General features: G+C 53.3%; 22 protein-coding genes. All 22 read right to left on the bottom strand.

Annotated features, from left to right (window positions below):
* Positions 1-342 precede the first annotated feature (342 nt).
* Positions 343-1,602, bottom strand: a complete 1,260-nt coding sequence (locus tag BLQ59_RS07860; protein WP_074572316.1) for an NAD(P)/FAD-dependent oxidoreductase — start codon at positions 1,600-1,602, stop codon at positions 343-345.
* 242 nt (positions 1,603-1,844) lie between these two features.
* Positions 1,845-3,443: a DUF4127 family protein gene (locus tag BLQ59_RS07855; protein ID WP_371118274.1), complete on the bottom strand. Its 1,599-nt coding sequence runs from the start codon at positions 3,441-3,443 to the stop codon at positions 1,845-1,847.
* Between the two features lie 35 nt (positions 3,444-3,478).
* Positions 3,479-4,165, bottom strand: coding sequence for a hypothetical protein (locus BLQ59_RS07850; RefSeq protein ID WP_074572315.1), 687 nt, complete (start codon positions 4,163-4,165; stop codon positions 3,479-3,481).
* The gene (locus BLQ59_RS07845) at positions 4,162-4,845 is read right to left on the bottom strand and encodes a DUF2225 domain-containing protein (RefSeq protein WP_074572314.1); all 684 of its coding nucleotides are present in this window, start codon (positions 4,843-4,845) and stop codon (positions 4,162-4,164) included. The genes BLQ59_RS07850 and BLQ59_RS07845 overlap by 4 nt, the downstream gene beginning before the upstream one ends.
* A gap of 109 nt (positions 4,846-4,954) precedes the next feature.
* A complete protein-coding gene (locus BLQ59_RS07840; protein WP_074572313.1) occupies positions 4,955-5,647 on the bottom strand; it encodes a hypothetical protein in 693 nt (230 codons plus the stop codon).
* Positions 5,648-5,737: 90 nt separating this feature from the next.
* Positions 5,738-6,418 (bottom strand): hypothetical protein, encoded by a 681-nt coding sequence (locus BLQ59_RS07835; RefSeq protein WP_074572312.1) that lies wholly within the window; start codon positions 6,416-6,418, stop codon positions 5,738-5,740.
* Between the two features lie 61 nt (positions 6,419-6,479).
* Positions 6,480-8,060, bottom strand: coding sequence for a DEAD/DEAH box helicase (locus BLQ59_RS07830; RefSeq protein WP_074572311.1), 1,581 nt, complete (start codon positions 8,058-8,060; stop codon positions 6,480-6,482).
* An 89-nt stretch (positions 8,061-8,149) separates the two neighbouring features.
* Positions 8,150-9,481, bottom strand: a complete 1,332-nt coding sequence (rimO, locus tag BLQ59_RS07825; protein ID WP_074572310.1) for a 30S ribosomal protein S12 methylthiotransferase RimO — start codon at positions 9,479-9,481, stop codon at positions 8,150-8,152.
* 103 nt (positions 9,482-9,584) lie between these two features.
* On the bottom strand, positions 9,585-10,628 hold the full coding sequence (locus tag BLQ59_RS07820) for an ABC transporter substrate-binding protein (RefSeq protein ID WP_074572309.1): 1,044 nt from the start codon (positions 10,626-10,628) through the stop codon (positions 9,585-9,587).
* Between the two features lie 205 nt (positions 10,629-10,833).
* Positions 10,834-11,787: a chemotaxis protein gene (locus tag BLQ59_RS07815; RefSeq protein WP_074572308.1), complete on the bottom strand. Its 954-nt coding sequence runs from the start codon at positions 11,785-11,787 to the stop codon at positions 10,834-10,836.
* A 104-nt stretch (positions 11,788-11,891) separates the two neighbouring features.
* A complete protein-coding gene (locus BLQ59_RS07810; RefSeq protein ID WP_074572307.1) occupies positions 11,892-12,764 on the bottom strand; it encodes a CvfB family protein in 873 nt (290 codons plus the stop codon).
* A gap of 11 nt (positions 12,765-12,775) precedes the next feature.
* The gene (gene rsfS, locus BLQ59_RS07805) at positions 12,776-13,120 is read right to left on the bottom strand and encodes a ribosome silencing factor (protein WP_014425449.1); all 345 of its coding nucleotides are present in this window, start codon (positions 13,118-13,120) and stop codon (positions 12,776-12,778) included.
* A gap of 71 nt (positions 13,121-13,191) precedes the next feature.
* The gene (locus BLQ59_RS07800; protein ID WP_074572306.1) at positions 13,192-14,244 is read right to left on the bottom strand and encodes an LCP family protein; all 1,053 of its coding nucleotides are present in this window, start codon (positions 14,242-14,244) and stop codon (positions 13,192-13,194) included.
* Between the two features lie 12 nt (positions 14,245-14,256).
* Positions 14,257-14,835: a bis(5'-nucleosyl)-tetraphosphatase (symmetrical) YqeK gene (gene yqeK, locus BLQ59_RS07795; protein ID WP_256324635.1), complete on the bottom strand. Its 579-nt coding sequence runs from the start codon at positions 14,833-14,835 to the stop codon at positions 14,257-14,259.
* A complete protein-coding gene (nadD, locus tag BLQ59_RS07790) occupies positions 14,832-15,437 on the bottom strand; it encodes a nicotinate-nucleotide adenylyltransferase (RefSeq protein ID WP_074572305.1) in 606 nt (201 codons plus the stop codon). Before nadD ends, yqeK begins: the two co-directional genes overlap by 4 nt.
* Positions 15,434-15,595 (bottom strand): hypothetical protein, encoded by a 162-nt coding sequence (locus BLQ59_RS16015; protein WP_176756759.1) that lies wholly within the window; start codon positions 15,593-15,595, stop codon positions 15,434-15,436. Before BLQ59_RS16015 ends, nadD begins: the two co-directional genes overlap by 4 nt.
* A complete protein-coding gene (locus tag BLQ59_RS07785; protein WP_074572304.1) occupies positions 15,595-16,848 on the bottom strand; it encodes a glutamate-5-semialdehyde dehydrogenase in 1,254 nt (417 codons plus the stop codon). The genes BLQ59_RS16015 and BLQ59_RS07785 overlap by 1 nt, the downstream gene beginning before the upstream one ends.
* A 27-nt stretch (positions 16,849-16,875) precedes the next feature.
* Positions 16,876-18,006, bottom strand: a complete 1,131-nt coding sequence (proB, locus tag BLQ59_RS07780) for a glutamate 5-kinase (protein ID WP_074572303.1) — start codon at positions 18,004-18,006, stop codon at positions 16,876-16,878.
* 18 nt (positions 18,007-18,024) lie between these two features.
* On the bottom strand, positions 18,025-18,327 hold the full coding sequence (yhbY, locus tag BLQ59_RS07775; RefSeq protein ID WP_014425456.1) for a ribosome assembly RNA-binding protein YhbY: 303 nt from the start codon (positions 18,325-18,327) through the stop codon (positions 18,025-18,027).
* 38 nt (positions 18,328-18,365) lie between these two features.
* Positions 18,366-19,646 carry a GTPase ObgE gene (gene obgE / locus BLQ59_RS07770; protein ID WP_014425457.1) on the bottom strand — a complete coding sequence of 427 codons (1,281 nt, stop codon included), beginning with the start codon at positions 19,644-19,646 and terminating at the stop codon, positions 18,366-18,368.
* 280 nt (positions 19,647-19,926) lie between these two features.
* Positions 19,927-20,217, bottom strand: a complete 291-nt coding sequence (gene rpmA, locus BLQ59_RS07765; RefSeq protein WP_014425458.1) for a 50S ribosomal protein L27 — start codon at positions 20,215-20,217, stop codon at positions 19,927-19,929.
* A gap of 18 nt (positions 20,218-20,235) precedes the next feature.
* Positions 20,236-20,544 carry a ribosomal-processing cysteine protease Prp gene (locus BLQ59_RS07760; RefSeq protein WP_014425459.1) on the bottom strand — a complete coding sequence of 103 codons (309 nt, stop codon included), beginning with the start codon at positions 20,542-20,544 and terminating at the stop codon, positions 20,236-20,238.
* Between the last annotated feature and the right edge of the window lie 3 nt (positions 20,545-20,547).

Raw genomic sequence — 20,547 nt, 5'->3', positions numbered from 1 at the left:
TTTGACACAGATATACCTTTGGGTGGAGGCGGGGATGCTTATTCGCCGACGGAACGACTGCCTGAACGAAGTGAAGGCTGGCCCGCAAACAAACGTTGCTGGAATCTGAGCTGAACATACGCGCCGCCGGCTTGCCCGGCGCAGGTCGCTAGAAACTGCGTACTTCTGCTGGCGGGTCATTTAGTGAAGTGGCGAAGAAGTATCCCCGCCTCCGCCCCACTGAGTTGTAACAATCAGCATTCAAGCACACACCAACAAACTGCAATTTACGCAAAAAGCCACTGACAAAAATTGCCAGCGGCCCTTTTAAGGTAAGGGAATTTTTCACATCCCCATTTATCCTCATATTTTAATATTGGTAATAATACGCCCCAGACGTGTACCGGACAGCAGGTTCCACGTCCACTTGATGGCCACGGTGATATTGGTATGCGTACCCGCCAGGCGGATCAGATGGATGAACATCCATGCGCACCAAGCGATGAACCCCGTCATTTCCGGATTCATGCTGGTCTTGGCCACAACAGCCTGCCCGCGTCCGATGGTCGCCATAGCCCCCAGGTCCTTATACACGAAGGTCTTGAGCTCCTTCTGGCCGCGGATCAGCCGCATGATGTTTTCATGCGCCACCACAGCTTCCTGCGTAGCCACCGGAGCCACAGTTGCCAGTGGACGTTCCGTACCATGGCAGAAGTTTGCACAGTCGCCGATAGCAAAGACATTCGTGCTGCCATTGACGCGCAGTTTCTCATCGACGATGACGCGGCCAGCCCGGTCTACTTCGCCGCCGCAGTTTTCGATGAACGGCACAGCCTTGACACCTGCTGCCCAAATCAATGTACTGGTCGGAATCTCCTCGCCGTTCTTGAGCTTGATGATATGGCCATCATAGCCCACCACCTGCGTATTCAGAAGCACTTCCACACCCTTGCCGCGCAGGACCTCTACCGTATGGTCGCGCAGGTTCTGCGGCATCATGGGCAGGACATTGGGCGTAGCTTCAATCAGCTTGACGGAAACTTCATTGAAATCCAGATTGTGGAATTCCTTCTTCTGGATGCCAATCAGTTCCGAGATTGCGCCGGCTTCCTCGATACCCGTCGGGCCGCCGCCCACGATGACGAAGCTCAGCATCTTGCGGCGCTCTTCCGGATCCTTGCTCTTGTTGGCACGCTCGAACATATGCAGCACATGGTTGCGGATATGCAGGGCTTCCTGCAGGGATTTCATGCCGAAGGAATGCTGTTCCACTTCTGTCATGCCGAAGAAGTTTGTAGTGGCACCAGCGGCCAGAATCAGATAATCGTATTCGATTTCCCCGTGGTTGGTCAGCAAGATATTCCTCTTCTGGTCAACGCCCAATGCTTTGGCCATGAAGAATTCCACATTCTTGTTCTTGCGGAAGAACGTGCGGATAGGATAGGCAATCTCGTCCGTAGACAGCACCGCCGTTGATACCTGATAAAGCAGCGGCTGGAACAGATGGTAATTATGGCGGTCTACCAAGGTAATGTCCACATCTTCCTTGCTAAACAGCTTTGCCAGTTTGACGCCGCCGAATCCAGCGCCCACAATCACTATACGCGGTTTCCTATCTGCCATGAAAAAGCCCTCCCAGCATCTACACATTTCATTCGTGAAAATCTTAACTTATTCTTGTGAAAAAAAGCACTTTTGTTTCATGGTTTACATAATATCACGTTCAGCGGTAAATGCAAGAGGAAATTTACATATTTCAGACAATTTATTATTGTATATTCTTAGCGACAAGAAAAACGGCTATATTTCTTCCCGATTTCTTTTCTTTGCACGTAAAAAAGCCTCCCCCGCAGGGAAGGCTTCCATTACTTGAAAAAATGTATTTCCTGATGCTCACTGTGCTGAATATCAGATTCAAACATCCGGTTCCAGGGGAAATAGACCGTGATTTCCTCCAGCGTGGTCAAGCCTGGCAGATTGCTGTCAACAAAACGGCGCAGCATGATCTGCGTACGCTGGGACACCGCCTCTTTCTTGGCATCGAGACTGCCGTATACGCCATCTCCCCGCAGCCAGGAAAGCTGCCGGGCAATGGTGTTGCGCACATTTGCCTGATATGCCCAGTCATCCAGATAACGCGTCAGCAGCAGGGCATCCACATCGGCACGCTTCATCTTCCGCGTCAGCATGCCCTCACCGATGACAAAGCCCGTGCTATTGGTAGGCGTGTTCCAACCGGCATAGGCATTCAGCTTGAATAGCAGCTTGCGCTTCCTGAGTTCCTCCATCAGCGCATTGTCGCTGCCATTGGCATAGGCAATATCAGCAATCCCTACAGGATAGCCCTTGGCCACATATTCGCTGACCAGGTCCGCAAAGTATTTCGTGCCTTCCCGGTCCGTCCCATCATTTGCCCTGTCATTGGCCTCATAGGTTTTGCCATTGGGGTTCGTGTTCACCATCAGCACGAGATCCGCCCGCTCAGGACTGGTCACCGGCATACCACCTGCCGCGGTGATGGCGGAATCTATGGATGCACTGATCTTCTCATCCGAATATGCCGGTACCGTGAATTCCCCCCGGCCCCAATTGTACTTGGTATAGACAAAGGGCACTTCCTTTTTCAGATTGTTGATGGCTCTGGTCAGAAGCAGCATGCCGGCCTCATCAATACCAGCCATAGCCTGGAAGCGTGTCTTGTCCAGATCCTTGCCCGTTTCTGCCAGATGTCGGCTTTCCAGATGCGTCCGCGAATAGGGCGCATTATCATCGCGCCCCAAAGCCAGATAATCAAACACTTTTTTCCGTGAGAGATTGATGAGCTCCTTATTGGCCGCAAAATTCTTCTCCCTGCGCCCTAACCAATCCTGCAGATTCTTTTTGGGGATAAGCTCTGTCAAGAAGGCTTTCTCCTTCTGTTCCCGGCGGCTAAGGCCTTCCACTTCTTCTTTATCTTCCAATACCGTATAGCGGAAAATATCGGCACCATAAGTACGATAATAGGCCGGTTCCTCATGTCCGGACGCCTCTCCATTCCGCGGCGTCCGCATGATCGAGCCAAAGACATAGAGCGGCAGTTTGGGATTTTCCTTACGGAACTGCTTGAATTTCGCAACCCGTTCCAGCACTTCTTCCTTGCTGTATTCGTGTTTGCGCGATCCCACCAGACTGCCATAGAGCAGCGAATCTGACGATATAACGGCCGCCTTGGCATCAGCGGAATGAACCGTCAGCCAGTCCCATAGAGCACCAGGGTGTCCGAGATCTTCCCTGTTGCCCAGAAGCTCATCCGGAGGGACTATCACCTTATAACCGAGTTTTTCCGCTGCTTCCGCTGTCTGTTTATCCGAAATCGGCCGATTGTCGTGCGGAATATAGAGAATCTTTTCTACTTGCACATCTTTATGGCGAGCCTGCCCTTGGGGCATAGCTCCCAGCATCACCATGGACACCATTACAAGCATAAACAGCCGCTTGTACAAAAAACCGCTCCCTTCGCTTATTTATCCTGATGCGGCAGTATTGCACGCAAATCTTTCTTCACATCGTCCGGTACATTGAGTTTCGTCTGAAACATGATGCCGCCTTCCTTCGGAACAGCCTTCTCAATCTCCACCATATCCAGCAGACGATGCCCATGGAACCTTGTTGTTCCCAGCTGCGAAGCTGCCAGGACCTTGCTATAGTCAATAGTCACCGTATTATGCCTGATGGTCACCGGCACGTCATCGCTGAGCTGCACACTGCCCACCATGCGCTGAGCCATGGCCAGAGACACCCGGGAAAACACCCAGGACATCAGACCATGATTGGGAATATTGCGCTGGCGTACCTTGTAGACCATGCAGGATTTATCGCCGTTATGGACAAACTCCTGCACCTGGCCATTCAACTCCACCGGCCCCAGTTTCACCGTGTCCACCGTAATGGCCAGACTGCCATCCGCTGCTGATTTCAGCTTCACCGACTTCGCCGGGCCGCCTTCCTTGATGTTTTTAGCCAGTGCTTCGTTGAGCATATCATCGGACACAAATAGATTACCCTGGCTGATTTCGGCCAGGGTTTCCCGATCCCATGTTTCTTTGATGACACGCAAAGCCGGCCCATAGTCGGCTACTTTTTCCTGCACCTTTGCCCAGTCGATCTTCGCCAACTGTTCCTGAAAGTGTGCTGGCAAATCAATCACTTAGCATCCTCCTTATCCTCACGAATCGTCTGCCACAGATCCCGCGACTGTTTATATAAGCGAAGATCTCGTTCCCGCAGGCCCTGATCGCCAATCAGACGGGATATATACTGCGTGGCTTTTTCATGATCCTCCATCCGGACATAAATCGCCCCCACCAGATACATGGCAAAATCATCGCTCATGCCATTCTGGGGAAAACGCTCCGTCATCAGAGATCTGTCATAGAGCTCCGCCGCTTTCTGCAGCATCTCCATCTCTTTTTCTTTCTCTGCTGAATAGCGATAGATCCAGGCCAGTTCCAGATACATCCCGGCCCGTTTGACCAGCGGCTGGTCTGTCATTTCCGCATAGAAAATCGCGAGCTTGAAAGCCGCCACCGCATCGGGAACCTGCCGCACCTCCACAAACTCCATGCCCAGCTTCTTCTTGGCCAGGAATTCCTGAATCTTCCTCTTGTGCACGACAGGCATAGAACCCAAAAAGGTCTTTTCATCTGCAGCATAGCCGCATTTCTCACAGAACCAGATCTTATACAGATAAGGATTGAACCCCTTGTAATGGACGCAGAAATCTTCATCCGTGCGTTCCACACTGAGCTTGGATTTTGTCTTCACCACGCGGGTGGATTCTCCGCAAATCGGGCATGTCTTCTCAACGGTAAACGTAAATTCTCCCATGGTGGCATCCTCCTTGTCCTCTGCGCTATTCATCTTTAGTATACCATTTATCCCATAAAAAACAAATTAAAATCCGTTAAGAAAAACCTTCCCCGCAGGGAAGGCTCGCTTATCTCACAGGTTCTATCGCCGGCAGTTCCACCGTGTCCGGACTGCTGACTGCATTGATGGTCAGTTCTATGCTCGTCGATTCCACGATAGCTTCCTCTACTGCCTGCTGGGGCAGTTTCTCGATTTCCAGTTCGACGGTTTCTTTCCCCGGCAGTACACCGCCCACCGGCTGAACCGCCGGCAGCTCTACCACATTGGCCGGTACCAGGGGCACAATCTCCAAATCAGTCTCCGGCTGTGTCTGTACCGGTTTGACCGGCTCAGGTTTAGCCTCAGGCTTAGGCTTGACCACAGGCGGCTGCAACGGCCGCGGCGCTATGATTTCAGGAATATCCGTCTTTTCTCCCCGCTTCTTCGCCTTGCGCTCCTTGTCGATATCCGCCGCCGTTATGATGATGGGAATCGCCTTGGTCTGCCGCTGGGCCGCCTTTTTCTCCTCTGCAAGTTCTTCCGGGCTTTTCACTGCTGACCAGCGCAGGCGGGAATTCAGTTCCGGCAGATTGCGCACCGCTTCATCCACGGCTTTGGCTGCCTGCGCCTCCGTATTCTTTCCCTTCTTATCCTGCAATAGCTGGGCATGAAACAGTTCCTGCGAATCCACCGTCGAAACGGCTGCTTCTCCCCAACCGAAACTGCCTGCTATCATCATACCGGTCAATACTGCTATACCTAGTGCCTTGCTTTCCCTCATGGCTCTATCCCCCAATGGCCTGCGCCGTATTTTCTCTAAACATAAATAAAATTCGGCAGGACCTGGAAAAAGTCCTGCCGAATCAGTTGGTTATTTTTCTGTGAAACTCACTACGCCCTTTTGGAACGCATCGATTGCCGTATCGCGCAGATTGGGATTGTCTATCAGCTGTACGGAATAGCGGCCGCCTTTGTTCCCGCGGAAGAAAGTCACTGCCATCTGGGTATCAGCCTTAGCCGTCACATCCGGCTGCCCATCTCCATCGGTATCAATCTCCACTTCTTTGGCTGTAACCGCATAGATGGCCTTATCTTTCGCCGTGCGGTTGATCAGCATAATGCCTTCATAACCATTGGTGGCCATCAGGCCATTCAGATAGGTCTTGGCAGCAGCTTCGTCAATGGTATTGAGATCCGGCATCTTGGCATCATCAAAAGCGTCTTTTATGACCACCCAGGCATTCTTGATATTATAGCCCTCGTTGTCAAAGATCAGCACTTCCCCCTGCTTGCCTTCATAAAGTGCATCCGCCGGAATCACATTCGGCTTTTTCGGGCAGTTGATGGTATAACCATACTTGCTGCTAGTGTAAACATAACTGTTCTGCTGGCTGTCAGTCGACTGTGCCGGCTGGCCGTCTGCCTTAGCCTCTGTGGTCACGGCAGGCTGGGGCACTGCCTTTTTCTTGGCTTCCGTCTGATGCATGCCTGTGCCTATAAAGAGAACTCCCATCAGTCCCAAGGCTGTGATGATTTTTGCTTTTTTCGTCATTGTACATTACCTCTTTTCAGTCCATTAATGGGATTCCTAAAATCTCAATTACTATATTATATCATCGTTTTCGGGCTGGTTCCACATTTACCTTCCAGCCCTTGACCGTATTGCGGTGCATCGTGCTCATGACGCGCTCGGCCACATCTTCCGGCACTTCCACGAAGGTGAACTTGTCATAGATATTGATGACACCGATGGTCGCACCCGGAATGTCGGCTTCATCGGCAATAGCGCGGACAATGTCCGCCGGACGGATCTTCTGGCTGCGGCCAATGTTGAAGAACAGACGCACCATGCCCGGTGCCCCGCCGGTATCGCCAAAGCCATTATCCGCATCACTCTTCTCGTCCTTGAAGCCTTCCAGCGACAGCTTCAGCGCAGCAGCCGCGATATCCACCATATCGAAGCCTTCGGCTGCTACGTCAGAGATGATTTCATGATAATCATCATAGTGATTCTGCTGCAAAGTCTTCACGAGTCGGTCCTGCACCAGGTCCTTCTGCCGTTCGAGCAGGTCCGAAGCCGTCGGCAGTTCCTTGCGCTGGATCTTCGTATGCGCCAGCTTCATGATCAGGCGCAGCTGACGGTATTCCTTCGGCTCGATAAAGGTCATGGCTACACCCTTGCGGCCGGCACGCCCCGTACGGCCAATGCGGTGCACATAGGATTCATGGTCCTGCGGGATATCGTAGTTGATGACATGGGTGATATCATCGATATCGATGCCGCGGGCCGCTACGTCCGTCGCAATCAGGATATCAATGCGTCCCTCGCGGAAGCGTTTCATCACGCGGTCACGCTGGATCTGCGACAGGTCACCATGCAGGCCGCCCGCCGAATAGCCACGGGCCTCGAGCGAAGCCGTCAGATCATCGACTGCCCGCTTGGTCCGGCAGAAGATGATGAGCTTGCCCGTCTCCTCCACATCGAGCACCCGGCAAAGACCTTCGAATTTCTCACGCGTCTCATAATAAAGCTGGTCAATCAAAGGAACTGTGAGGTTTTCTTTGGTGATCGTGACGCGCTGCGGATGCTCCATATAGCGGCGGGAAAGTTTTTCGATTGGCCCCGGCATCGTCGCCGAGAACAGCAGCGTCTGCCGCCCGTCCGGAATCTGCTTGATAATGTTCTCGATATCATCGATAAAGCCCATATCCAGCATCTCATCGGCTTCATCCAAGACCAAGGTCTGCACGTTCTCCAAGTCGAGCGTCCCCCGGTTCAGATGGTCGAGCAGGCGCCCCGGCGTACCCACAACCGCATGCACACCGCGCTTTAAGGCGCGGATCTGCCGATCAATGGACTGCCCGCCATAAATCGGCAATGTGCGTACCCGCTTGAACTTGCCGATCTTATTGAGTTCCTCGGCCGTCTGGATTGCCAGTTCCCGCGTTGGCGTAAGAATCAGTGCCTGCACCTTATGGAATTTCTCGGCAATCTTCTCCACCGTAGGGATGCCAAACGCCGCCGTCTTCCCCGTGCCCGTCTGGGCCTGACCAATCACATCATGCCCTTCGAGGGTAAGTGGAATCGTCTGCGCCTGAATCGGCGAAGGCTCCTCAAACCCCATCTCCCGCAGTGCCTGCAGCACCTTACGGCTCAGTTCAATCTCACCAAAGTTTTTAAGTTCCTGTTTCAAAAAGTTCCTCCAAAAAATCTATAAAAAGTAAAGATAGTGGTATTCTTTTCGGTTCCTTTTCTTTGCGCCAAAGAAAAGGAACAAAGACTTTATTCTTTTACCGGCTCGCCCACCACATCATAGGTGAACCCCTGAAGCACGCGTACTTTTATAACGTCTCCCGGCTTGCTGGTGCTGTCACCTTCAATATATACCTGTCCATCAACCTCAGGTGCCTCGCGATAGGAGCGCCCTACCGCGATATTCGGCTGTTCCTCATCCCGGCCTTCCACCAGGACCTCGATGACCTTGCCTTCAAAGCTCTGGTTGACTTCCTCGGAAATCTTGCTCTGCACGCTCATGAGATCATGATAGCGCTCCTGCATGACTTCTTCAGAAATCTGATTCTCCATATTGTAAGCTGCGGTATCTTCCTCGCGGGAATAGGTGAATACGCCCACCTTGTCCAGGCGCTGTTCAATCAGGAAGTTGCGCAAGGTCTGATACTGCGCATCCGTTTCGCCCGGGAAGCCCACGATGAACGTCGAACGGATCGTCACGCCCGGAATCCGCTCACGCAGTTTCTTGATCAAAGTGATCATCTGTTCCTGCGTATCCGGACGATGCATGGACTTCAGCACGGAATTATGCGCATGCTGCAAGGGCAGGTCCACATATTTGCAGACCTTAGGTTCCGTCGCATAGACATCAATGAGCTCATCCGTGAAGAACTTCGGATAACAGTAAAGCGTGCGCACCCATTTGAGCTTCGGCACCTTGACTACTTCCCGCAGCAGTTCAGCCAATGCCGGACGGTTGTAGATGTCGCGGCCATAGTTCGTGCTGTCCTGTGCGATGAATACCACCTCACGCACACCGTTTTCCGTCAACTGCTCCACTTCGGCACAGATGTCCTCAATCTTACGGCTGCGGAACTTGCCGCGAATCTGCGGAATTGCACAGAAGGCACAGCGGTTGTCGCAGCCTTCGGCAATCTTCACATAGGCGGTATAATCCGGCGTCGTGCGGATGCGCGGCGTCTTGGCATCGTAGAGCGTATCATCCTCACCGGCGATAACCACACGATGTCCCTTGAGCGTTTCCTCGACCGCTTCCATGATGCGTCCCCAGGCACCCGTACCTAAGATGGCGTCAGCCTCCGGCAGTTCGTCCAACAGTTCCTGCTTATAGCGCTGGCCCAGGCAGCCCGCCACGATCAGGCTGCGGCAACGCCCCGACTCCTTATAATCGGCCATATTGAGCACCGTGGTAATGGATTCTTCCTTGGCCGACTGAATAAAGGCACAAGTGTTGACAATCAGAATGTCAGCTTCGGCGGGATCATTGGTCAGTTCAATGCCATGATCACGGAGCTCACCCAACATGATTTCTGTATCCACCAGATTCTTGGAACAGCCAAGACTGATAAAACCTGCTTTCACGAAAAAACCTCCTATAAAAATACGCTCTAATCACGAAAGAGGATACAGCCTGTATGGACAGACAGCACCCTCTGCATAACACACAACACACGAAATATAAAACTTACTTGAAGCGAACCTCTTTCACCCATTTATCCAGGAAATCATGCCGCTGCTGGGCCGTGAAATTCACCGGCTGATCAAAAAGGATCATATTCTTCCCGGCAAAGGATTTATAAGCCAAAGTGCCAGGATTGGTCGGCACAAAGTAGAAATCCTGTTTCTGCAGTGCCTGCTGGGCTTCGTCCGACAACAGCCAGTCAGCAAACTCCTTGGCCGTCGTGGCATCGGCCGGCTTCGCCTTATAGGCAATGCCTGTTCCCGTGACCATGGCCGCCGTACCATCAGCCGGATAGACGATCTTCAGAGGATAGCCCCCCTGCATATAGCGGATGGCTTCGCTTTCCACCGCAATAGCCACATCCACTTCCCCCATGCCCGCCTGCCGGACCGGATTGGAAAGATAACGGGCATACTGCACGACTTTGGGATGGATCTGCCGCCAGATATCATAGGTAGCTGCATCCCCAAACTGCGCCAGCATGCTCAGGAACAGATTGGCTGAGGCATCCGCCGCCAAAAAGTCCGTGACACCTACGCGCATCTTCGGCTGAGCCGCCAGTTCCTTCCAGGTATCGGGTACCAAAGGCAAGGTCAGCAGATAGTCCTTGTTCATGCAGAACACGATTGGATCATACCAGACGCCCACCCAATAGCCATCAATCTGCCGGAACTCCTCCGGTACCTGATCTCCGGCTTCGGACAGATAAGGTGTCAGATATCCCGCCACAGCCGCCTGACTCAGGGTTCCCTTGTCCGCCAAAACCATGGCGGCCGCCCCCTCGCCGCCAGACTCTGCCTGTCCCTGCAGGCGCTTCAGCACCTCATCTGACGAGAGCGGCACAAAATTGATCCGCACATTATGGGAAGCTTCATAGGCATTATTCAAGATAGCGGCATGTTCTGCCGGCAAGGTCGTGTAAACCACGATTTCCCGCAAAGGCCGCGTTTTCCCCTCATGCCCGGCTCCGGCAAAGTATGCCGAACCTGCTACAACTAAGATGAACAACAAAAAAGCCGTCAGCAGCAGGGATGTATACCTTCTCATCAAACTTTACCTCGCTCACAACTTCAATCATCACCTATTCTATCATAAGAACAGCAGTGCCGCAACAGATTTTACAGAAGGCCTCGCACTGCAATTGCACGCACAAAGCCCGGTGGCTGATGATGCTTTCCGCAGCGTTTGGCGCTTTTTGTCAAAGCGGAGGAAAGTATTATCAGCCACCGGGCGTCTTTGCATATCAACTTAGTCAATCTTCATCTGCATTGGGATCTTTGATGGGCACGCCAAAAATCAGATTATCCAGCAGCCCGATCAGCTGGTTGATCTCCGGTTTGGCAATCTGACCGGAGGCACCGAGCTGCTCGCCCTTGAGGCGCATTTCATCACTGATCAGAGACGAGAACAGTACCAGCGGAACCCCATTCAGGACCTCATCCTCACGCACGAGCTTCAACAGGCGATGACCATCCATCTTCGGCATTTCCACGTCAGAGATGATAACACCCACATGTTCTTCGATCTTGCCGGGCTTTTTCGCCAGCCCCAACAGATAATCCCAAGCATCCTGACCATTGCCAAAGTCACGGACAAAACGGTAACCGGACTCATGCAGCGTCGTAACGAGCAGATCGCGCAGCATCGGCGAATCCTCTGCCACCACCACATGCACATCCGAACGTTTGGACTTCACATCCTCGGTTGCTTCCTCAAAAGTTGTGAGCTTCGCATTGATTTCCGGATTGATTTCCGCAATAATGGTCTCAAAGTCGATCAGAAGCACAATGCGGTCTTCCATCTTGATGATACCCACCACGCGGGACTGGTCGCCCACTTCCGGCGCCGGTTCCATATCCTTCCAGGAAATGCGGTGAATGCGGGAGACATTCTCCACCAGGAAACCGATATTGTAGTTATTGATTTCCGTCACGATAACATTGCGCGGTTCGGCCTTGGAATTGACATTCAGGCAGCGGGGCAGATTCACCAGCGGAATTGCCTTGCCACGCAGGGTGAACAGGCCATCGATATAAGGATGGGCCTGCGGCATTGCCGTCACCGGCGGACAGGTGATTACTTCGCGAACCTTCGCTACGTTGATGCCATAGTTAACTTGTCCAATGCTGAACTCGACAATTTCAAACTCGTTGGTGCCGGTCTCCAGCAAGATTCCTTTCTTATCGCCACTCGTTTCTGCTGCCATCTACTTCGCCCCCATCTATTTAATATCCCATTCGAATTTTGTCTCTAGCTTTCTTATTCGCCCTTGCGGGTTAAAATCCTTCAAAGCCGTAAAAAAATTCTGCATTATTTCAAATAGGTCCAGCCGTCTTCCTCATAGACCTTCTGTTCCTTAATCAAATGGCCCAAAGCGCGCTTGAAAGCCGCCTTGGAGATGCCGAACTTGTCCCGGATCACTTCCGGCGAAGATTCATCACTGTAAGGCATTTTGCCATCACGGTTTCGCAGAAGTTCCATAATCTTTTCCCCATCGGTGATCAGGGCTTTTTCCTTGGATTCCTTCAGGGAAGCATTGAGGCGGCCATCATCACGGATATAGGTGACACGGGCGGTGACCACCTGACCGACACGGGGACGGTTGCGCTCATCCATTTCCTTATTGGCAATGAAGACGATATAACGCTCCTCACTGAACAGGAAAGCGCCGGCATCGGTGTAGTTATAGATGGCCCCTTTGACCAGCTGGCCCTTCTTCACGCCCTTGGCAGGCTGGGAGGCCCGGCGCATTTCATCTTCCACTTCCATGGTCACGGCCAGGCGCCCGGACTTATCCGTGTAAAGCTTGGCCCAAACCACCTCGCCAATCTGGGGACGGCCGCGCATACCGGCATAGGGCATGAAGATACCGCGCTCAGCGCCCACGTCAACGAAGGCACCATCCCTGCTTACATTGATGACCTTGAGACGGGCAATCTGTCCTTCCCGCATCTTCGGCACCCGCATGCTGGCGGTGAGCTTCCGGTTTGGATCGAGATAGAGGAACACCTCCACCTCATCGCCGATTTTCACCGGTGATGTCTGCTGATTCTTGTGCAGCAGGATATCATCATTGGTATTGCCGGTTTCCGCATCGAGAAAAGCACCCAATTCCGACTCGCGCACAACTTTCAGCGTAGCTACGGAGCTGGGGCCGTATTTCCTTTTTGACTGTTCTTCCATAATGTCCTCAATCAGTCCTCATAAACGGACAGTTTCGCATCGCCCCAGAGCTGTTCCAAAGCGTAGTATTCGCGGGCTTCCTGCATAAATACATGGGCAACCACATCACCGTAGTCCAGCAGCACCCATTCACCTTCACGGTAGCCTTCCTTGTGGAAGAAATCCACACCGGCTTCCTGCAGCTGCTCTTCGATGCTGTCGGCAATAGCCCGCACCTGGGTGGCCGTATTGGCCGAGCAGACCACAAAATAATCCGTGGACGGGGACAGTTCCCGCATATCCATGATCACGATATCTCTGGCTTTTTTATCACTGGCGGCCTTGCAAATGGCCTGGCTCATTTCTTCAATGGTCATAGTAAATCCTCCAAATCATATTATCCAGGTGTTTCCACCTCATCCGTCACGCTTCGCGTGCCACCTTCCCCTCAAGGGGAAGGCTTTTCTTCGTTTATATCTTCCGGCGGGAAAAGTTCCTGCATCCGCTGGACTGTCGCTGCATCGTCAAGCACCCAGATGGACGCATCATCAGCTGCCGGTGCCCCGGGCAGGATAATGCTTTCCGGCGGCACGCTGCTCAGATGACGCAGCACATTGGCTAAATACATGGAATCGAAGATCTCCGCACTGGTCTCCACCCGCTGCTTGATGATCTCAGCGATGGCCGGCAGCTTCGTCAGGGTTCTGAACTGCAGGAGATTCTGATACACTGCCTTGCAGAAACGCTGCTGACGCTGCATCCGCCCCAGATCATCAAGATCATCACTGCGATAGCGCAGATATTGCACGGCCTGGTTGCCATCCAGATTCTGGTATCCCCGTGGCAGATGGATGGAGATGCCGCCCTCGGCATCATCGTAATTCATATCCGCTTCCACATAGATATCCACGCCGCCAATGGCATCGATAAGTTCGCTGAAGGCCCGCATATCCAACACCATATACTGATGGATGGAAACGCCCAGCAGCGCATTGACCTGCCGCGTCATCAGCGGGGCGCCCCCCATGGCATAGAGATTCTTGATCTTCATCTGCTGCTGGCTGCCCGCCACGTTCACCCAGGTATCCTCGGGGATATGGATGAAACGCAGCTTGCCGGTGGAATTCTCAAAGCTGGCTACGACAATGCCATCCGCCCGCTTGCCTTCACCGCCATCTTCATCCACACCTTCATCAATCCCCAGGATCAGCACATTGGTATAGCCGTCAAAACGCGGATCGACTGCGCCGCGCCGGGCCTGCTGCCTTTGGGTGTAACCCGCATACATGGCCTGATACTCCTGATGGATTTTCGAGCCCAGTGACACCAGGGCATAACCGGCAAACAACACGCCCATCAATATGGTTGCAGACATAACCAGCAGGACCAGCAGACGCAGCCTGGCCCGCCGCCGGCGCTGGGCCAAGAGTTTTCGTTTGTATTTTATATTCTGCTGGGTGACATTTATCTTGCCACCCTTGTCATTTCCCTTTTTTCCCATCTGCTCGCCCTTCTATTTCTGCAGCAGAATTTCATTGCGTGCATTGACCGTAGCCGGATGCACCAGCCCGCCCTTGCGCAAAACAAAGGCAATGGATTCCGTCAGTCCCACCAACAGCATCTCATCCAAACCTGCTGTCCGGGCAAGACCTCTGAGCATCTCTACTTCTGGATAATCCCGGTGCGGCTCGATCATATCGGCAAACCAGATGATCTTGTCCAGGTCTGTCATCTGTGGTCCGCCCACGGTATGCCGCCAGATTGCCTGCTCGATATCATTATCATTGACACCGTACTTTTCTGCCACCAGCCGGGAACCCACATAGGCATGCAGCAGCAATGGCATCCGCCGTTCCAGCGGCTCCACCACGATCAGACGCTTTTCAGCTTCGCCAATCAGATCCTCATTGCGGAATTCCCGGGCACAGTCATGCAGAAGACCGGCCACCCGGGCCTTCTGTTCATCCACACCAAAACGCCGGGCCAGAAACACCGCCGTTTCCGCTACCCCCAAAGAATGTTCATAGCGGCCAGGCTTCAGACTCTTCTGCAAAAGTTGCTGCATCTCTTCATAGCTCATAGCAAAACTCATTGGTACAAACCTTCTTTTTCGATATAATCAGCCACAGCTTCGGGCAATAAATAACGGATAGAACGTCCCGCTGCAATCCGCTCCCGGATCAGCGTGGAGGAAATCTCCATCATAGGCACTGCCAGTTCATGGATACGGCTTCGCAGTTCCGGGCCGAAATAATCCAGCAGCACTTTCTCGTCGAAAGGCACCTCCGGCCGGGTTGTGCCGATAAACTGGCAGGCCCCCACCAAATCCCGCGGATGGTTCCAGGTGGGCAGATCGTTGATGGAATCCGAACCCGTGATAAAGAACAGTTCTGCATCCTCTCCCTGCCGCTGCTGCATCTCCTGCACCATCAGCCAGGAATAAGATGGCCCCTTGCGCTCCATTTCCAGCAGATCGATGGCAAAATGCGGATTGCCCGCAATAGCCAGCTCCACCATCCGGATGCGCTGCGCGGCCGAGGCAATCCTGCGCCCCTGCTTGTGCGGCGGCTGCGCCGCCGGGATAAAGAGTACCCTGTCCAGCGCAAAAGCCTCCCGGGCTTCTTCCGCGATATGCAGATGCGCCAGATGGATGGGATCAAAAGTCCCCCCCATCAGGCCAATGCGTTCCTTCACAGGCTTACGCCTCCCACAAAATACAGAATCAGACAAACAACAACCATGGTCAGCAACATGATAAGCAGCGCCCGGGCATAGTCCCGGCTGTCATGCGCCCCCTTAGGGGTAGCGAGATATTGCCGCAGGGTGCGGTAATACCCGGATAGATGAAACATCAGCGAATCTGCCCCTCACCCATGATCAGATATTTGCAGCTCGTAAGCTCCATCAGCCCCATCGGCCCGCGGGCATGAAGTTTCTGCGTGCTGATGCCGATTTCTGCACCGAAACCGAATTCAAAACCATCCGTAAAACGGGTGGATGCGTTGACATAGACCGCCGCCGCATCCACTTCCTTCTGGAAGCGAGCCGCATTCACGAGGTCATTGGTCACGATGGTTTCCGAATGGCCGGTATTGTAGCGGTTGATATGTGCAATCGCAGCAGCTGCATCAGCCACCACCTTGACGGAAAGAATCAGATCACCATATTCTGTGCTCCAATCCTCTTCCTCTGCCGCCTGCATCTCCGGACAGATGGCTTTAGCCTGCGCGCACCCCCGCAGCTCGACTTTTTTCGCCATCATGGCTTCATAGAGCATGGGCAGGAATTTTTCCGCAATGTCCTGATGCACCAGCAGGGTTTCCATGGCATTGCAAACCGAAGGACGGCTGGTCTTGGCATTGATGGCAATATCGAGAGCCATCTGCAGATCCGCACTCGCATCCACGAAGGTATGGCAGACACCTGTGCCTGTTTCGATCACGGGTACGGAGCTGTCCTCTACCACGCGTTTGATCAGGCCGGCACCACCGCGCGGGATAATCACATCCAGGAGGCCAGTCAGATGCGTCATCACACCTACGGCCTCACGGTCGGTGAAATCGATGAACTGGATAGCCCCCTCAGGGATACCATGCGTATAGGCAGCTTCTGCGAGCAAAGAACTGATGGCGATATTCGAGCGAATGGCCTCACTGCCGCCACGCAGCAGGACCGCATTGCCGGATTTCAGGCAAAGAGCCAAAGCATCCGCCGTGACATTGGGGCGGGCTTCATAGATGATGCCCACCACGCCCAGCGGCACCCGCACGCGGCGGATGGAGAGACCATTGGGCCGCACGGTGCTATAGTCGCCCAGACCAATCGGGTCCGGCAGCGCCGCCGTCTGCCGCAGGCCTTCGGCCATACCGGCAATGCGGTTCTCATCGAGCATCAGGCGGTCCAGATAGGAACGCTTGACGCCCTTTTCCCTCGCCTCTTCCAAATCCTGCGCATTGGCTTCCAGGATCATGGAGCTGCGCTGTTCCAAGGCATGGGCCATGGCCAGCAACGCTTCATTCTTCACCTTTGTCGAAAGCGTGCCCAGCTTATAGGAAGCTGCCTTGGCGGCTTCTGCTTTTTTACGTACTTCGCGCTGAATATCCAATCCGATTCCTCCCGTACTAAAAAACCATCACACCATCAATACCATATTATCCCGATGAATGACCTCTGTAGGTACATCACCAGCTAAAATCTTGCTGATATCCTCGGTCTGCTGGCCGAGGATTCTCTGCAGATCCGTTTCTTTAAAGTTCACGATGCCCCGGGCAATTTCCTGCTGGCTTTGCGTCAAAACCCGCACGGTACTGCCGGCGGCAAAATCACCCTCACAGGCCGTAACGCCCGCAGCCAGGATGCTCGCACCGTTTTCCCGCAGGGCAGCGGCACAGCCATCATCCACCGTGATTTCCCCAGCCAGGCGCTTGCCAAAGGCCAGCCAGGACTTGCGCACCCGCAGATGCGATTCCCGCGCGGGGAACACCGTACCCAGAGCCTGACCGCTCAAGATATCCCGAAGCACATTCTCCCGGGAGCCGGAGGCGATGACCATCGTGACGCCGGCACTCATGGCAATTTGCGCCGCCTGGATCTTGGTCATCATGCCGCCCGTTCCGAGTTTGGAACCAGCACCGCCTGCAATGGCTTCCACCTTCGGCGTGATTTCCGGAATCTCTGCGATTAGCTCCGCCTCCGGATGGGTAGCCGGATTCGCGGTATAAAGCCCCTCGATATCCGACAGGATGATCAAAGCATCGGCATCCACCAAAGTGGCCACCATGGCCGACAGATTATCGTTGTCGCCAATCTTGATCTCGTCCACCGCCACCGCATCGTTTTCATTGATGACCGGGATAGCACCCATAGCGAGCTGGGCCAAAAGTGAATTACGGGAATGGATATACTGATGATGCTGCACAGAATTTTCCTTGGTCAGCAGCACCTGTCCCATCACCTGCCCATATTCGGCAAAGAGCTTCTCATAGATATGCATGAGCACTCCCTGCCCGATGGCCGCCACCGCCTGCTTTTCCGGGATGGAATCCGGCTTCTTGTCGAGCCCCAATTTTCCCAGGCCGGCAGCAATGGCTCCCGAAGATACGAGAATCATTTCCTTGCCCTGATTCTTGAGATCCGCAATTTCCCGCAGCAGCAGGTCAATGCGATGAAGATTTAGTTTTCCTGTTTCATGGGTCAGGGTACTGGTGCCCACCTTGACCACAATGCGTTTGGCCTCACGCAAACGCTCTCTGGCAGTTCCCATGCTTTTGCCTCCGATATATTACGGCAGTTCGATTTTCGGCTTGTCGTAGTTGCGCTTGAACAGCAGACCGTTGCGGCCAATGATCTGCACAAGGTTCACATCGGCACGCTCAGCCAGCATCGTGATAGCATCTTCCGGCTCTTCCATGCAGTTCTGCAGCACACGCACCTTGATCAGCTCACGCTTCTTGATGGCTTCTCGGGCAGCTTCGACTACCGTAGGCGTAACACCTTCCTTGCCCATCATGACCACCGGTTCCAGCTTCTGGCCCATGGAGCGCAAAAAGCTCTTCTGCTTGCCCGTCAATGAATTTCTTAACAAATCTATTCCTCCGTATTTCCTTACTTATACAATCACGCTTAATCACGGAATTCGAATTCCATCTCACCGATATGGATGGTGTCGCCCTCTTTGGCGCCCTTTTCCCGCAGCTTCTCATCGAGATTCTTGATGCGCCAGATATACTGGAAGCGGCGCACAGCTTCATCGTTGAGGAAATTGGTCATCTTCACGAGCTTTTCGATATTCTGACCGGATACCACGAGTTCACCGCTAATATTGCGGGTGATGGTAATCTTGTCCGGATCTTCCTCATTCTCGTCATAGACCACGACTTCATCTTCCGTCTCCGGCTCTTCCACATAGTTGTCGAGCCATTCACCGGTATAGTCGATAAGCTCCTGCACGCCTTCGCGCGTAGCTGCCGAAATGGCAAAGAACTTCAAGCCGTTCTCCTCGGCCAGCTTCTGCAGGCGCGGCAGATTCTCCTGCGCTTCCGGCAGGTCAATCTTATTAGCTACAAGCACCTGCGTACGGCGGGCAATCTTTTCGCTGTATTTCTTGAGCTCCGCATTGATCTTGTAGTAATCATCAATAGGATCACGGCCTTCGAGCCCCGAAGCATCCACGATATGCAGGATCAGCTTCGTGCGCTCCACATGGCGCAGGAAGTCATGGCCAAGCCCCACACCATCAGCAGCACCTTCGATAAGGCCCGGGATATCCGCCATCACGAAGCTCTTCTCATAGTCCGTCTTGACCACACCGAGCACCGGCGTAATCGTCGTGAAGTGATACTCCGCAATCTCCGGCCGAGCAGCCGAACAGCTGGCTACGAGACTGGATTTGCCTACACTCGGATAGCCTACCAGACCAACATCAGCCAAAAGCTTCAATTCCAGAATCAGGTTCTTGGCTTCACCCGGTTCACCGAATTCGGCAAAGGTTGGCGTGCGGTTGGCGGAGTTCGCAAACTTCGCATTGCCACGGCCGCCACGGCCGCCCTTGCAGACCACAGCTTCCTGACCGATTTCCGTGAGGTCAGCCAACACCTTGCCCGTAGCCTCGTCCTTCACAATCGTTCCAGGCGGTACCTTCACATAGCAAGCCGGAGCATTGGCACCATACTGATTCTTGATATCCCCATTCTCACCATTCTTGGCCGTGAACTTCCGGTGAAAACGGAAATCCAGCAGGGTATTCATATTCTGGTCAACGACAAAAATAACGTCGCCGCCCCGGCCGCCATCGCCACCAGACGGCCCACCTTTCGGCACAAACTTCTCCCGGCGGAAAGCAGACTTCCCATGCCCACCATCTCCCGCTTTAACAATCACGCGAGTTCTATCAATAAACTGCATTTTTTCCTCCACATCTATATAAAGACACTGTAATCCCGGCGCCCAAGGACGGGCGCCTGTGGACGTAAATCACGTGATGTGATTTCAGTCCACGTTTTCTTTTGGATACTTTTCTTTGCGCCAAAGAAAAGTATCACCACACATTTGCAATACACAAAGGCAAGAGCCGGCATTGCGTTCAATACCGGCTCTTGCCTTTATGCACTACAACGCAACCTAACGCCGTTCCTTATAATATAACAATACCTGCGCTTTTAGGCGCAGGTATCCGTTATATGTCTTACATAGCTTCTTCAACCGTGTAAACGCTGACCTGACGCTGGTAGCGGCCTTTGCGCTCGAAAGCAACCTTGCCGGCAACCTTTGCGAACAGGGTATCATCCTTACCGATACCAACGTTGTGGCCCGGATGGAAATGCGTGCCGCGCTGACGAACCAGAATGCTGCCAGCCGTTACAACCGTACCAGCCTGTTCCTTAACGCCAAGGCGCTTGGAATGGCTGTCACGACCGTTACGCGTGGAGCTAACACCCTTCTTATGTGCGAACAACTGCAAATCAAAAGTAAACATCGAATTCACCTCCGCTGCTTAAAGAATCCGTACAGCCTCTGGACTGAGCTTCTGAATCTCCATCAGCCCTAGAAGCATTGTCTGTAAAATCGCCTCGGTCAGATCATCAGGAGCCCCCTTGAGCCTCATTTTGAGCTCTCCACTCGCTACGGAATAGTCCAAGTCGCGATGCAGATGCTCGCCGAGTCCCAAAAGCGCCGTCTGTGTAAGGGACGAAACCCCAGCACAGACAATGTCCTGACCATGCTCTGCCGTGCCGCTATGGCCGGCAACTTCAAAGCCAACGATACGACCCGCTGACTCCTTAAAGATTTTCACCTTAATCATGGA

The organism is Pseudoselenomonas ruminantium, assembly GCF_900104055.1.
In the GTDB taxonomy this organism is placed as follows: domain Bacteria; phylum Bacillota; class Negativicutes; order Selenomonadales; family Selenomonadaceae; genus Selenomonas_A; species Selenomonas_A ruminantium_C.
Note: the sequence above shows the minus strand (reverse complement) of the source record. Positions and strands in the feature narration are given on the sequence as shown.

Excerpts from the sequence above, each read along its gene's own strand:
- BLQ59_RS07860 (WP_074572316.1), bottom strand. The coding sequence starts at position 1,602 with ATGGCAGATAGGAAACCGCGTATAGTGATTGTGGGCGCTGGATTCGGC.
- BLQ59_RS07855 (WP_371118274.1), bottom strand. The coding sequence starts at position 3,443 with ATGCTTGTAATGGTGTCCATGGTGATGCTGGGAGCTATGCCCCAAGGG.
- BLQ59_RS07845 (WP_074572314.1), bottom strand. The coding sequence starts at position 4,845 with ATGGGAGAATTTACGTTTACCGTTGAGAAGACATGCCCGATTTGCGGA.
- BLQ59_RS07840 (WP_074572313.1), bottom strand. The coding sequence starts at position 5,647 with ATGAGGGAAAGCAAGGCACTAGGTATAGCAGTATTGACCGGTATGATG.
- BLQ59_RS07835 (WP_074572312.1), bottom strand. The coding sequence starts at position 6,418 with ATGACGAAAAAAGCAAAAATCATCACAGCCTTGGGACTGATGGGAGTT.
- BLQ59_RS07820 (WP_074572309.1), bottom strand. The coding sequence starts at position 10,628 with ATGAGAAGGTATACATCCCTGCTGCTGACGGCTTTTTTGTTGTTCATC.
- BLQ59_RS07815 (WP_074572308.1), bottom strand. The coding sequence starts at position 11,787 with ATGGCAGCAGAAACGAGTGGCGATAAGAAAGGAATCTTGCTGGAGACC.
- BLQ59_RS07810 (WP_074572307.1), bottom strand. The coding sequence starts at position 12,764 with ATGGAAGAACAGTCAAAAAGGAAATACGGCCCCAGCTCCGTAGCTACG.
- rsfS (WP_014425449.1), bottom strand. The coding sequence starts at position 13,120 with ATGACCATTGAAGAAATGAGCCAGGCCATTTGCAAGGCCGCCAGTGAT.
- BLQ59_RS07800 (WP_074572306.1), bottom strand. The coding sequence starts at position 14,244 with ATGGGAAAAAAGGGAAATGACAAGGGTGGCAAGATAAATGTCACCCAG.
- yqeK (WP_256324635.1), bottom strand. The coding sequence starts at position 14,835 with ATGAGTTTTGCTATGAGCTATGAAGAGATGCAGCAACTTTTGCAGAAG.
- BLQ59_RS16015 (WP_176756759.1), bottom strand. The coding sequence starts at position 15,595 with ATGTTTCATCTATCCGGGTATTACCGCACCCTGCGGCAATATCTCGCT.
- proB (WP_074572303.1), bottom strand. The coding sequence starts at position 18,006 with ATGGGAACTGCCAGAGAGCGTTTGCGTGAGGCCAAACGCATTGTGGTC.
- obgE (WP_014425457.1), bottom strand. The coding sequence starts at position 19,646 with ATGCAGTTTATTGATAGAACTCGCGTGATTGTTAAAGCGGGAGATGGT.
- rpmA (WP_014425458.1), bottom strand. The coding sequence starts at position 20,217 with ATGTTTACTTTTGATTTGCAGTTGTTCGCACATAAGAAGGGTGTTAGC.
- BLQ59_RS07760 (WP_014425459.1), bottom strand. The coding sequence starts at position 20,544 with ATGATTAAGGTGAAAATCTTTAAGGAGTCAGCGGGTCGTATCGTTGGC.